Genomic DNA, 14,201 nt, shown 5'->3' on the forward strand with positions numbered 1-14,201 from the left:
AAATGCCGCCGTTGCATAAACGCAGCAACATGAGTCTTGTAATACCGTTTGTGGTGCTGGCCCTTGTATTTGCTGTGCTGATCTGGGGGAAATACAAGACCAGTCGCATGGTTAAGCCCACGCCACCGGTTCAGCAGCCTGCGGGTCAGCATACAGCAGTACTGTTCTTTATAGATGAAGGTGGCAGGCTGGTAAGAGAAGGACGTCAGATGGAAGCATGTTCCGGAACAGAAGTTTGCATGAAGGCGGTACTGGATGAATTGTTCAATGGACCAGTTGGTGAATTGGATGAAGCACTGCCTGAAGGTACTGCCCTCAAAGGTGTTCAGGTAGTCGGGGATATGGCAGTTGTTGATCTCAGTCGTGATTTTTCTGAGGAAGCAGTTTCGGGCAGCTCAGCCGAAATGGCCGCTGTCTACTCTATTGTAAATACTGTCTGCGTTAATTTCCCCAGTGTTTCCAAGGTTAAACTTAACATAGAAGGTGATGAAAAGGCAGTGCTGAAGCATCTTGATCTTTCAGATCCCCTGGCACCTGATTTTTCACTTGAACAGAGTCCTGCACCGCTGCCTGCCGACCCGGCAGCCAGTTCACCAAAAAACGATGCTAGGAAGGGAACCAAATGAAACCATTTCGTGAAGCAATTCAGGAACGGGTGCTGATCCTTGATGGTGCTATGGGAACAATGCTGCAAGAGCGCGGTCTCAAGCCTGGCCAGTCCCCGGAGGAACTCAACCTGACCATGCCGGAGGTGGTTGCCTCTGTCCATCGCGACTATATTGAAGCTGGCGCCGACATAATTATTACCAATACTTTTGGTGGAACCCGTTTCAAATTGTCACACTACGGTCTTGAATCCAGATTGGCCGAGATCAATAGCCGGGCTGTGGAGATTGCACGCAAGGAAGCGCGGGGCATGGCATATGTAGGAGCCTCCATTGGTCCCACCGGACAATTCGTTGAGCAGGTGGGGGAAGTTACCTTCGATGATATGAAAGGTGCTTTTCGCGAACAGGCCGAAGCTCTGGTTGGCGCCGGAGCTGATCTGATCAGTCTGGAAACCTTTCTGGATATAAAGGAATGTCGTGCTGCGGTAATTGCCATACGTGAGGTCTCCGCCACCATTCCGATCATCGCCATGCTTACTTTTGATGATAATGGTCGGTCGGTGCTGGGTACGCCGCCAGAGTCAGCCGCCATTACCCTCACGGCCAGCGGAGCCGACCTGGTGGGTTCCAATTGTGGACTGGGTGTTGACGGGATTTACGATATCCTTTCAAAGATGCGCCACGTCACTCATCTTCCGCTTATCTCCCAGGCCAATGCCGGCTTGCCGCTGCTGAAGGACGGGGTAACGATCTTTCCTGGAACGCCCGAGGAGATGACCGCTTATCACGATCGATTGATTGCGTTGGGCGTGCGGATCATCGGTGGCTGTTGCGGCACCACGCCGACCCATATCCGGGCAATGAAAGAGGCACTTGCACAACGCCAGCAGCCATGGCAGGCAGAAGAGAAACCCGCCGGCATTACATTTCTTTCCAGTCGCTCCGGGTGGACTGCTGTCGGCAGACAGAACAAAACCGCCATCATTGGAGAGCGTATCAATCCGACGGGGAAAAAAGTGTATTCACAGGAACTTCATGAGGGGAAAGTTGCATATATCCGTCAGGAAGCTATGGAACAAGCCAGGATGGGGGCCACGCTTCTGGATATAAACGTAGGGGCTCCGGGAGTTGATGAGCCGGCTGCCATGGAGCGAGCGGTCTTTTGTGCAAGTGCAGCCACCGGGATTCCGCTTGTGCTGGATTCTTCCAGTCCTGCTGCACTGGAACGTGGTTTGAAGGCTGCAGACGGAAAAGTGCTGATCAATTCGGTATCCGGTGAGGTTAAAAGTCTTTCCAAGGTATTGCCGCTGGCCAAAAAGTATGGAGCTGCGGTTATCGGGCTGACACTGGATGCCAAAGGTATCCCTGACAGTGCCGAAGGGAGGCTGGCAATAGCCAAACGCATCCGCAATGCAGCCAGGCGCCAGGGGATTCCTGATCATGACATCATCATCGATTGCCTTACCCTGACTGTCAGCGCTGAACAGAAACGGGCCGCCGAAACTCTGCGCACCATCAGTCTCGTAAAGGAAAAACTGGGTCTTTCTACGGTTTTGGGCGTCAGCAATATTTCTTTCGGTCTGCCCCAGCGGCCGATTATTTCCTCCGCATTCTTTTCCATGGCCATGGCGGCCGGTCTTGATGCGGCCATTATCAATCCCAGGGATAAGGCTATGATGGACGCCTGGCGCTCTGCCATGGTGTTGCTCAACCGTGACCATCAGGCAGCCGCTTATATTGAAGCATATCGCGGTGAACAGGCTGGTTCTGAGTCTGTCCGACCAGATTCCGGCTTGCCGCTTTCCATTCGCGAACGTCTTACCCAGGCAGTTATCAGCGGTGATCGCGACGGAATCGTTTCATTGGTAGAGGAGGCGTTCAAGGAAGGATTAACCCCTATGCAGGTTAGCAATGAGGGGTTTTTGCCTGGCCTGGAAGAGGTGGGTCGTCGATTTGAAAAAAACATCTACTTCCTGCCGCAGGTAATGCAGTCTGCTGATACGATGCAGGCTGGTTTTGTCCGTCTCAAAGAAGAAATGAAGGGCCAGGCTTTCGAAAGTCGCGGCCGAATCCTTATGGCTACCGTCGAGGGTGATATCCACGACATCGGCAAGAACATCGTCTGTACCCTTCTGGAAAACCATGGTTTCGAAGTGTTTGATATAGGCAAAAATGTATCTGCAGCCACGATAGTGGCCAAAGCCAGGGAGCATGCAGTGGATGCCGTCGGTCTGTCAGCGCTGATGACCACAACCATGTCTGAAATGAACAATGTGATAAAAAAACTGAAAGCGGCCGGGATCAAAACGTTCACTATGGTTGGAGGGGCAGTGGTGACTCAGGAGTATGCAGACAGTATCGGGGCCGATCTTTATGCCCGTGATGCCATGGAAGCTGTGGCCAGAATAAAACAGTTGCTGGGGGCTGGGGACTAAATTATTGATGAATGTTCAGGGATGCTAAAAACATCCTGACCTGAGGTTGGAGAACTAAATCGTTCCGGCATTTGGCTGAGTTTTAGTGCTTTGCAATTGCCTGTTTTTATGGTACTTTGCTAAAAAAATACGGTAAAAGACGGAAGGTCTCAGCCATGGTTCTCGGCTTTAACCACAACATCATGTACAAAGGAGAGGTTTTCCATGTCCAGACAGAGGACAGCGGTACTGCCAATCCACATATTATAACCCTGCTCTACAGAGGGGGTGTCATTCTCAGTTCCAGCAAAACAAGTTATGCCGATATTATCAAAGCAGATAATCTCAAAGAGGTAGTAGCTGAGTTGATGAAGGAGCAGCATAAGGAGATGATGCGCCGCCTCAAGGCTGGTGAGTTCGACGAACATGCCTTCGTTGTTCAGGCTCCAGTTTTTAATACGATCCCGCTCGAATCCCCGGAACTGGCCGATGCCTCTGTTGATTTCTTTTCTGTGTCTCCGGTAAAACAATCCACTTCATCTCAGACAGATATTTCGCTTCTTTTTGAAATGCCGGCCAAGCCTTCCCGCCCACAGGAACGGACCTCACCCGTGGAAGAAACACCGAAGAACATTGTGAGTCTGGATGATGCCATCCTCTCATTCTTCGGCGCCAATGGAAAATAAGCTTGATAATAAAGGATTTACCTATTTGATGGCCCTGATGCTGATCATGATCATGGGGATCATGATGGGTATGGTTGGCCAATCCTGGAAAACAATTATCCAGCGCGAGCGCGAGGAGGAATTACTCTTTCGCGGAGTTCAGATCAGGGATGCCATAGCCCGATGGTATAAACCCAGGACATCAGGCACCTCCGCGCCACGCCAACCCACCCCCCTGTGGGAACTCAAGGATCTGCTGGATGATCCCAGTACTCCTTCAACGGATCCTTACTTGCGGAAACTGTACCTTGATCCAATCACCGGTAAAGAGTGGGAAGTCATCAAAGATCCCAACAAGGGGATTGTTGGGGTGGCAAGTACCAGTCCGGCTAAACCTCTCAAGATTGGTGGGTTTCCGGATGATTTGAAGGATTTCACTGAAAAGCAGAAATATAGCGACTGGAAGTTTATCTATACTGCAGCGGGTACCACGCCGGGGAACAATCAGGCTGGAACACTCGCAGGTCGTCAGCGCTGATAATGATGTTTTTAACGCCGCCAAAGTTACCTGTGCTCGCCCAGGAGAATCTGATTGTTTAAAAGCCTGACCACCCGCATCATTATTACTACAATCACTCTCTTGGTGAGTGGCATCTATTGTTATACGTTCTTTAACGTTCGTCAGCAGCAATCCCAGTTCATCGGCATGGCCCGGGAAAACACCGAGCTGCTGCTCCACACTATTGAAAGCAGTATTTTTCATGCAATGCATATGGGCAATGTGCAGGATGTGGGTTCGATTCTTGCCATGGTGGGCCAGCACAATCAACTTGTCGGCGTACGTATTTTTCATCCTCAAGGAATGGTTCTGCGTTCATCGAACCCTTCGGAGGTGGGTCAATCTGTCAGACCCAATGACTACGCCCTGTACCAGAGTACAAAGCCCTTTGAAATCTTCCAGCTTCCCTTGCACGGGGAAGTGCTGTCAATGGTCAAGCCGATCTACAATGAACCCGCCTGTCATGCATGTCATGGTTCCAAGGCGCGTGTCATCGGCGTCTTGAATGTTAATTACTCACTGAACCGAACCAAGATGCAGATGGTGCAGTCATCACGGATTTTTGTAATTTCATCCATTGCCATAACCGCTTTTCTTGCCATCACCATTTCACTGATTCTGTTCAAGTTCATGAAGCGTCCGCTCGATCGTATTACTGAAGAGATGTTACGGGTGGAAAATGGGCATCTTGACGTACATATAGAATATTGCGGTAAGGATGAAATCGGCCGTTTGACCAGCAGCTTTAACTCTATGGTGGATCGCCTTGCCGCTGCAAAAGAGGAACTTGAACAGCTCCATTTTCAGCAGCTGGAACGGGCGGACCGACTTGCTTCTATTGGTGAAATGGCTGCAGGTATAGCCCATGAGGTCAAAAACCCACTCGCTGGTATCTCTGCCGCGGTAACCATTATTAAGGACGATCTCGATTCGACTGACCCCCGTGGAGAAATTCTTGGAGAAGTAATTCAGCAGGTGCAGCGCCTGGATAAAACAGTCAACGACCTGCTCTTCTTTGGCAAGCCCTCCCTGCCTGAATTGACATGCATCGATATCAATGATGTCATCGCTAAAACAGTAAAGTTCGCTTCCCAGCATCGCTCAGTGATGCATGTTGAAAAAAAACTTCTGCTTGCCCCGCTTATTCCTCCGGTGTTTGCCGATTCCAAGCAGATGCAGCAAGTATTTCTCAATCTCATCCTGAACGCTTTTCAAGCCATGGTGGGGGGGGGAACTCTTTCCATAACAACCGGATGCGTATTCAGAGAAGAAAGGGAATATGTAAGGATAGAGGTAGCCGATACCGGTACCGGTATACCAGCGCCGATTCTGGAAAAGATATTTACCCCCTTTTATACTACCAAAGCTCAGGGTACCGGTCTGGGGCTGGCCATCTGCAGCAAGCTCATCCATTTGCACAATGGAGAACTTACGGTTACCAGTGATGACAGTACCGGCACCACATTTACCATAGAGCTGCCTGCATGCAATGTTTGTGATATTGAACGGGAAATGAATAAGGAGATAGCGGCATGAAGCGGAACAAGATCCTGGTTGTTGATGATGAGCACCTGATTCGCTGGTCCCTGGAGCAGAACCTTAAAAAACAGGGGTATGAGGTGTTAACCGCAGGAAACGGGGAGGATGCTCTGCGTCTGGCCCGTGAAGAACAGCCGGATCTGGTGCTGCTGGATATTCAGTTGCCTGGTATCAGCGGGATTGAGGTTCTTGAAAAAATCAAAGAGTATGATGAAGATATCATTGTGATCATGGTCACCGCTCACGGTGGGCTTGAGACGGCTGTGAATGCCATGCGCGTCGGAGCCTATGATTACATCAGCAAACCTTTTAATCTTGACGAACTTTCCATAGTCATCAAAAAGGCATTGGAAAACTCGGATCTCAAACGTGAAGTGGCGCGTTTGCGTTCGGAAACAAAGAAAACGGCACCTAACATAATCGGTGACAGCCGTCACATGAAGTATTTGATGGAGGTGCTGGACAAAGTTGCCAAAAGTGAGGCTTCAACGGTTCTGGTGCAGGGAGAATCGGGCACCGGTAAAGAGCTTGTGGCAAAATGGATTCACTACAGTTCCAACCGCGCAGAAAAACCTTTTGTCGCAATCAACTGCGCCGCAGTACCTGCAACTCTCCTGGAGAGCGAACTTTTTGGTCACGAAAAAGGAGCCTTCACCGATGCAAAGGTGACCAAAAAAGGTCTCTTTGAATTGGCAGAAGGTGGTACCGTGTTTCTGGATGAAATCGGCGACATGGAAATGGGCATGCAGGCCAAGCTGCTCCGTTTTCTTGAAGATCGTTCCTTCAGGCGTATCGGTGGTGGAAGGGTATATACGGTGGATGTGCGCATTATCTCTGCTACCAATAAGGATTTGCAGAGATCGATCGAGGAAAAAACATTCCGCAACGACCTCTACTATCGTCTGCAGGTTATCCCAATTTTTCTTCCATCCCTGAGGGAAAGACGAGAAGATATAATTCCCCTGGCAACACATTTCATAAAATTATACAACAACGACTTCAACAAAAGAGTGCAGGGTATTGCTGCAATGGCTGAGCGTCTTATGGTCGACTACAGCTGGCCTGGCAACGTCCGTGAGCTGAAAAACGTTATAGAACGAGCTATTATCCTCGGAAACGATGAAACTCTCCTGCTTGAGCATCTCCCCCTCGAAATTGTGGCCAAGGCCTCCAGTCAGCGTGGCCCTGCCGCATCCACTTTCCGACTGCCCCCCGAAGGTCTCGACATTGAAGAAGTTGAAAAAGAATTGATTCGACAGGCGCTGGATATCACTGAATGGAATCAGTCAAAAGCCGCCAAAAAGCTGAACCTTGGAATTGATGCTTTCCGGTACCGAATGAAAAAATTCGGTTACCTCAAGTAGCTGAGGTAAGGCATTGGCTATGGGCTGCCATCTCTTGAGTCATTTTGGGCCCAATGTTGAAACACTATGTATATGAGGGTGAACCCGTTAAATGGCGTTTAATTCTTTGCCCATAACAGACGGGTCGATTAACCAAAGAGAGATGGACAAACATTGCAGACACGCTTCCCGTAAGCTTCTATGGGAAGCGTGTCTGTAGTATTTATTTAATGTGGCTAAAATCTCCAAAATGGCATTTCTGTTGCAGTATTAGTCATGAGACGGTTGGCCACCAATGGTGTGCTGATTGGCTTTATGCTAGAAAACTCCAATCATAACGGAGGCATGGACATGTGGCGCCCTTTTATAAAGCTAGTACTTCCTTGTACTCTGATAGTGACGATTCTAGCGTTTTGGCGGATAGATACTGTCAATGCAGTGTCTGCTTCACCAGTAGTAACAGTTCTCTCGCCGGTGACACAGGGATTGCGGTCTCCTGTTCGAGTCGCGCTGGATGCTGAAGGTAATTTTTTCGTGGCTGACACCCGCAACGGTGGCGTCATTAAGTTCAACAAGTATGGCATTCCGGTCCAATCTATTCAGACGGCCGGTGTACCGCAAGGAATCGCGATCGCCCAGGATGGGAAACTGCTTGTCAGTCAGGGGGCGTTTGTCGCCATGCTTAATGGCGATGGCAGCGAAGCAGGGAGGCTTGACGGCCAGTTTGTATTTGCCGATGGTATTGCCGTTGATGACGTAACAGGCTTCATTTATGTTACAGACAGTTCCGCTCACAAAGTACTCGTATTTACTGCGTCGGGAACCTTTGTCAAAAGTTTCGGCTCCCGCGGAACTGCAAATGCCCTGTTTTTCAAGCCAACCGGCATAGCCTTTGAAAAAATTTCCCGTCAACTTGCTGTGGTAGACACATTGAACTATCGGATTCAGTTCTTTGATGTCAACGGAACCTTTATCAAAAAAATAGGGATAGCTGGAACGGGTCCGATGAAATTCACCTCCCCACAGGGAGTAGCCTTTGAATACAGTAAAGATGCTGTTCCTGTTTTGAACAGAATGTATGTTGTAGATTCGTTTCAAGGGAATATTCAGGCAATAGACCCCGCTGGTGCAGGTACTGCTCTGTATATGGCAGGTACCAATCCACTTAACAACTACATCGGCAGCTATGGTACTGCCAACGGGCAGCTTTCAGTGCCGACTGATGTTGTTTTTGATGCTCAGAACAGCCGCCTGCTGGTTGCTAATGGACTTGGCAATGTTGCCGCCTTCGGCATTGATGGAGGAACTAACCCTGTCGACACCACTCCGCCGACACTCGCCATAGATCCGGTACTGGCAAATGTTTCGGCCCCCGATCTGACTATCAGCGGATCAGTTGGAAATAACGCGAATATTGTCATCACAACATCCACCATAGCTACTGCCGGTCCGGTAGTCTTTACTTCATCTTCAACATGGAAGTGCGACATCAAAGGCCTGACAGGCGGCGATAATGTCATAACTGTTACTGCTACCGGTGCTGCGGGTACCAGCACTCAGCAATCGGTAAATGTAAAATACACGCTGCCTGCTCCGAAAATCACTCTCTCACCAGCTAGTTCCACTCTGACCAATAGCTCAACCGTAACAATCTCAGGAACAGTGGATGCGGAATCAACGGTAACAGTTACCAATACTGCCACAACTGTGACAGCTCCAGCCTTGGTTGTGGGTACAACCTGGTCATATGCAGCTGCATTGGCCGAAGGATCCAACCATTTCTCTATAACTGCCCAGAAGCCGATGAGTGAAAAGGCAGTTGCCAGTACTGATATCGTCCTGGACAGTGCTGCTCCGCAGTTGGCCGTTTCCGCACTTGCCGATGGCAGCTACACAAGCACGCAGGTTCAGAACATTACCGGAACGGTAAGCGATGCCGGATCGGTCAATGTTCTCATAAACAACCAGCCTGCGAGCATCAGCAACAACACGTTCAGCTCCGCCGTGACACTGGCAACCGGTGCCAATGTTATTTCAGTCGTTGCCGTTGATGCCGCCGGAAACATTTCAGCCGACACGAGAACAATCAACTTTGATTCGACACAGCCCGTTATCAATGTCTCTGCTCCCATGGACAACTCCATAACCAACGCCTCTGTCATCACTGTTAACGGTACCGTCGACAAAACCGCTGTGGTCAGTGTGTCTGGAGTGGTGGCAGTGATGAGTGGCAATAGCTGGACAGCAGACCTCAATCTGCCGGCAGGTCTTAACACCATTGAAATTACCGCTACCGATCTTTACGGCAACAGTTCAACAGTAAAACGTTCAGTAGTTCAGGATAGCATCAGGCCGTTACTTGCTATTTCATCACCGTCCCAAGATTTGGCTACCAACAAATCGATAATTAATATTTCGGGAACTGTTAGCGATAACAGCGAATTGACCCTGGTTTACTCCGCGAACGGACAGACGGCTTCCGTACCGATTAACGCCGGTAACTTTACGTTTGATCTTCCTCTCTCACAGGAAGGTATGTACCCGGTGTTGCTGACACTCACGGATGCAGCCGGCAATACAACCTCTGCAACACGTAATGTTATTTACGATATTACGCAGCCAGACCTGAATATTGATGGGTATAAGGGGAACTTCCCGGCAGCGCTGACCGGAACGATGGAACCTGGTGCAGGTGTTGGTGTCAAGGACGGCGTTAAAAGCATCGGCAAGGTTACGGTCGATTCTTCTACTGGCACCTGGTTGGCAGACCTGACAGGGCTCTCCTATAATCCCAAGCTAGTGACTGTTGTGGCCACTGATGCTGCAGGTAACAGCACTGTGAAAACACTGGCCCAGGCTGGTACTGACGTAAATGCATCCAAGCCTAAAAAGACGCGTAATTGAAAGAAAAATGAACAGGATTACTCCTATGAAAAAATACATGCTCATATTCGGATTCTGCTGCTCGGTTATGGGAGCTACACCTGCGGTTGCCGGTTCCGGCAATGTACGCTTCACGGTACATAACCTTTCCAATAATGATGATAGGAATAAGGGATTACCGCATGAGCAGGGTCCTATAAATCGCAAATTTTTTAGCGTGAATGAGGATCAGGTCTGTGTCTTCTGCCATACGCCTCACAATGCCAAGCCAGCGGTGCCTTTGTGGAACAAGTTCATACCGGGTGACTACAACAATGCCGGCTATTTCAAGATGTACACATCCTCACGCACTCTTACCCCGACTGCTCGGGCAGCCACCGCGCCTGGTGCTGTTTCGTTGCTTTGTCTGAGCTGTCATGATGGCAAGACGGCAATTAATGTTTTGCATAATAGTAAAGCTGGTAGTGATGCACCATCAGGAGGGTTAGAAGTTTACAACTTAGGTGATCAGCTGGTGGATATGGGGAACTATCCCGGGGAAGTCAGGATTCAAGATTTCAGTTTCGGTTTTAAAGGGGCTACAAATATTGGTGGCGAACCCGGAGGAGACGTCAATGCCGGTAATCTTCTTTCAGACGATCATCCGATTGGCTTCTCCTATACCGCAGCTCAGGCACAATCCAACAATCGTCTCAATGATCTTGCCTCGGTATCCACTAAAAGCGGCGGAAAGATACGGTTCTTCGCACCCAACAACAGCGTGGAGTGTTCATCCTGCCACGATCCACATGTCAATTATAGTGCCGGTCCCGGAGCAGTAGCGGAATTACGGCCATTCCTTGCTATGAGCAACACAGGAAGCAGCATGTGTCTGGCTTGTCATAATAAATAATATGTTATGTGATTTTTTCAGGAGTTTGCCATGAGCAGATACACTTTAAAGATGCTGATAACCGCCATCGTGTTATTGCTGCCATGCCTCGTGTTTGCTCTTCCCGGTCCCCACGATCCCACCAGCGGCAGGAATTACAACTGTATGAGCTGCCACGCCACCGGCTCAACGCTTGGTGCTTCGGGGTGGGACAATGTCTGTCTGTATTGCCACAATGGAGGCGTTGATCCACTGCCGGCTGCGAATGGTATGCGGACTAAAAGATTCGACAAGGCTGATTTTGCCAATCCCTATCGCACATACACCAGCGCACGCCCGGCGATCCTGTACCAGACTTCACACAAATGGACAGGTACGGACACCGTTCCCAAGGCGGGCGCGCTGCCCCCGGTTGATCCCTATAAGACAACCTCAAACGGAATGAACAAACCGATTCTGGTTAATGGTCTTACCTGTGCCCGTTGTCATAATATCCATGGTGATTCTGGTCTCCAATCAACTGCATCACCTTATCTTCGTTCGCCTAATGATAAGGATCAGATGTGTCTGGACTGTCATCGGCCACGAAATACGAGTAGTCACACTGTTGGCTCCCACCCGGTTAATGTCAGTTACACCAGTGCCAGAGTTAAAAATAGCGCCAAATTTAAGAAAGACGCTCTTGATAGCAGCATTCCACCCACCAATCCTGCAAACCGCTCTGCTGAAATGAAAATAAAATCCGGTCTCGTGCTTTGTTCAACCTGCCACGGGGTACATTATTCCGACTCCAACAGCAGAACATTTGATAGCCACTCCAGTGCTGCTTCCAATGTGATTCGTCCATCAGGTTTTGGCGGACTGTCAACTGGCAAGGGGCACCTGCTCCGTACCGACCTGCGTGGGGCGACATCCGCGAATCTAAATATCTGCAGCAATTGCCACAACAAGCCAAACCACAACAAGCGCGGCCAGAATATCCAGTGCGCCGATTGTCACAGTGCTCATGTTGATACGGTGGATGGAACCATCCCCAACACATATGTCGTACGACGTTACATGAATGTTTCCACAAGCAAGGGAGCTATCAGGAACAAGGCTGCCTTTTACCAGTACACAGGCAGCCGCAGGAACTGGAAGAATGCCGATGTTGCCAAACCTGGCGTCTGCCAGTCGTGCCATATAGTTCCTACCGGAGGAGCATATCCCACAGAGCATAATGATGCATCCGGCTCGAACGGCAAGCTCTGCATGTCGTGTCATGCCCACGATGCGGCTGACGGCGCTTTTTCGGCCTCCTGTACCACGTGCCATGGTTATCCTCCTTCTGACAGCCACGGTGGCGGACCTACTGGCTACGCCCTTGATGGATCAGTCAGTTATGCTCTCCAGGCCTTTTATAAAGATGAAACTGTCACTCCTCACACAGTGCATGCCGGTGGCGCACCTTATTCCTTTGCCTGCAACGAATGCCACAAAGGAAACAGCCATAATAGCGGCAGCACCTTCCAGGATGTCTTTAAAGCTAGCGATGTCACTCTGGCCAGTAATGGGTTTGGAACAACACCTTCCTATGCCCCCAACAATAATGCCGGACCGGGCACCTGCGCTACATACTGCCATAGTAACGCCAAGCCTGCGATAGGTGCTTATGTGACCAAGGCTCCCCAATGGGCCAATGGCAAAGGCACCATTATCGGCACTGGTGGCGAGTGTACTGCCTGTCATGACAACGCAGCTGGTTTTGCGGGTACCGCTCACGTCAAACATGTCAGCGCAACTGTCGGCAAGGCCTATGCCTGTGCAACCTGTCACGCGGCAACCGTGGACTCCACATCGGCCATTATTGATAAGAACAAGCATGTTAACGCCCAGAAAGATGTCTCATTTTCCGGAAGCATCGGCAGCAATCCGCTGGCCGGAACCTGTACTACCGTATATTGCCATTCCAACGGCAAGGGAGCAGCTGCCGAGGTAGCTCCCAGTTTTGCCACCCTTTCAACGGGCCAGTGCGGCGCCTGTCACAAAGCTTCCCCAGGACTCGCATCCGGGCGGCCTTTGATTGATTCCGCTGCCCATTATGCCCATATGAGCAGCAGTTATGGTCCCAAATCCTACCTGCAGTCCGGCGCAGCCGCCACCTCATGCGCGAAATGCCACACCTATACCAATGAATTGGCTGCTACCCACGTAAATGGGGCGGTTGAAGTGATCAGTGGTGCTGGCAGCACCTGCAAAACCTGTCACCCCAATGGTGTCTTGCCGGTCTGGAGTGGTGGTCGAGTTACCTGCGAGAGCTGTCATAGCGGCACTCCTTCGGTGATCAATTCACTTACAGCTCCAACTAAACCGAATTTCACTGCCACAGGTCACGGTCAGGCCCCTGGCAACTATAACGCAAGTCGTCAGTGCAACGCCTGCCACGACCCCGATAGTCCCCATATTTCCAATGCGCTGAACACCTATAAGCGTATTGCAGTAAATGATAATACCCTCTGTTTCGGTTGCCATAATAATGCCGGCAAAGTGCCTGCCGCCGCTAAACAGAGTGTTGCAACCCATGTTATTGCTAAAAATGGCGTGGCAGTCATGGACTGCAAGCTGTGCCATGATGCCCATGGCACAGCCAACAGCAATATGATCAAATCCTTCATTACCTTCGGCAGCCTTACTTCGACAATTTCCTATGGCTCTTCAAACGACCTGGTCCAGTTGACTCCGCCTTATCGCGGTGTGTGCCAGACCTGCCATACGCTGACAAGTCACTACAGGCGAAATGCCAACGAAGGCGCTAACCATCCCACAAGCGGTTGTCTTAATTGTCATACCCATAAAGATGCTTATGCATTCAAGCCGAGGGCATGCGATGCGTGCCATGGCTATCCGCCTGCACCAAAAGGTTTTGTGCCTGCACAGGGCAATTTCTCCAGTGCCAAGCTTGAGAACTACTCAGGCGGCGGCGGTGCGCATGTCAAAGCTGGTCATATCCTCGCCAACGTTAAACCGTCACAAGGATTCTCTCCATGCGTCGCTTGCCATAATGATGGTGGCAGCGGTCACATTGGAAGAGCAGCAATTTTCCACCCAATGACATCGCCCACAACTCTGCAGAAAAAGGCAAAAACCAGCGTGCGTGTAGATGTGAACTACAAGTTCAACGCTACCAAGTCACTTGATGCAACTCAGTACAGGAAAGCGGCGCCTGACAATACCGGAAGCTGCTGGAATGTAAGCTGCCATTTCCAACCGACGCCACGATGGTCAAACGATAAATAACGGAGAAAGTGGAGGGAGATCGATGAGATCTCCTTCCACTGAT

General features: G+C 50.2%; 9 protein-coding genes. All 9 read left to right on the forward strand.

All coding sequences use genetic code 11. The features are described 5' to 3' along the window. Positions 1-2 precede the first annotated feature (2 nt). The 9 genes from KJB30_RS11870 (at position 3) to KJB30_RS11910 (ending at position 14,158) form a co-directional block, all read left to right on the forward strand. Positions 3-626: a GerMN domain-containing protein gene (locus tag KJB30_RS11870; RefSeq protein WP_214299514.1), complete on the forward strand. Its 624-nt coding sequence runs from the start codon at positions 3-5 to the stop codon at positions 624-626. Next, a complete protein-coding gene (locus KJB30_RS11875) occupies positions 623-3,043 on the forward strand; it encodes a homocysteine S-methyltransferase family protein (RefSeq protein ID WP_214299521.1) in 2,421 nt (806 codons plus the stop codon). The genes KJB30_RS11870 and KJB30_RS11875 overlap by 4 nt, the downstream gene beginning before the upstream one ends. Positions 3,044-3,198: 155 nt before the next feature. Further along, positions 3,199-3,708, forward strand: a complete 510-nt coding sequence (locus KJB30_RS11880; protein ID WP_214299523.1) for a RomY N-terminal domain-containing regulatory protein — start codon at positions 3,199-3,201, stop codon at positions 3,706-3,708. Then, the gene (locus KJB30_RS11885; RefSeq protein ID WP_214299525.1) at positions 3,698-4,225 is read left to right on the forward strand and encodes a type II secretion system protein; all 528 of its coding nucleotides are present in this window, start codon (positions 3,698-3,700) and stop codon (positions 4,223-4,225) included. The genes KJB30_RS11880 and KJB30_RS11885 overlap by 11 nt, the downstream gene beginning before the upstream one ends. 54 nt (positions 4,226-4,279) lie before the next feature. Beyond that, entirely contained in the window at positions 4,280-5,782 is a 1,503-nt protein-coding gene (locus KJB30_RS11890) for a sensor histidine kinase (protein WP_246545653.1), read from the forward strand. Continuing rightward, a complete protein-coding gene (locus KJB30_RS11895) occupies positions 5,779-7,149 on the forward strand; it encodes a sigma-54-dependent transcriptional regulator (RefSeq protein WP_214299527.1) in 1,371 nt (456 codons plus the stop codon). Before KJB30_RS11890 ends, KJB30_RS11895 begins: the two co-directional genes overlap by 4 nt. Before the next feature lie 255 nt (positions 7,150-7,404). After that, a complete protein-coding gene (locus KJB30_RS11900) occupies positions 7,405-10,032 on the forward strand; it encodes a hypothetical protein (RefSeq protein ID WP_214299529.1) in 2,628 nt (875 codons plus the stop codon). 25 nt (positions 10,033-10,057) lie between these two features. Then, entirely contained in the window at positions 10,058-10,903 is an 846-nt protein-coding gene (locus KJB30_RS11905) for a cytochrome C (RefSeq protein ID WP_214299531.1), read from the forward strand. 30 nt (positions 10,904-10,933) lie between these two features. Further along, a complete protein-coding gene (locus tag KJB30_RS11910) occupies positions 10,934-14,158 on the forward strand; it encodes a CxxxxCH/CxxCH domain c-type cytochrome (protein WP_214299533.1) in 3,225 nt (1,074 codons plus the stop codon). The last annotated feature ends 43 nt before the right edge of the window (positions 14,159-14,201 follow it).

The sequence above is a fragment of the Pelotalea chapellei genome (assembly GCF_018531195.1).
GTDB classification, from domain to species: Bacteria; Desulfobacterota; Desulfuromonadia; order Geobacterales; family Pseudopelobacteraceae; genus Pelotalea; species Pelotalea chapellei.

Coding starts and splice junctions, on each gene's coding strand:
- KJB30_RS11875 (WP_214299521.1), top strand. CDS start 623: ATGAAACCATTTCGTGAAGCAATTCAGGAACGGGTGCTGATCCTTGAT.
- KJB30_RS11885 (WP_214299525.1), top strand. CDS start 3,698: ATGGAAAATAAGCTTGATAATAAAGGATTTACCTATTTGATGGCCCTG.
- KJB30_RS11905 (WP_214299531.1), top strand. CDS start 10,058: ATGAAAAAATACATGCTCATATTCGGATTCTGCTGCTCGGTTATGGGA.
- KJB30_RS11870 (WP_214299514.1), top strand. CDS start 3: ATGCCGCCGTTGCATAAACGCAGCAACATGAGTCTTGTAATACCGTTT.
- KJB30_RS11900 (WP_214299529.1), top strand. CDS start 7,405: ATGAGACGGTTGGCCACCAATGGTGTGCTGATTGGCTTTATGCTAGAA.
- KJB30_RS11895 (WP_214299527.1), top strand. CDS start 5,779: ATGAAGCGGAACAAGATCCTGGTTGTTGATGATGAGCACCTGATTCGC.
- KJB30_RS11880 (WP_214299523.1), top strand. CDS start 3,199: ATGGTTCTCGGCTTTAACCACAACATCATGTACAAAGGAGAGGTTTTC.
- KJB30_RS11910 (WP_214299533.1), top strand. CDS start 10,934: ATGAGCAGATACACTTTAAAGATGCTGATAACCGCCATCGTGTTATTG.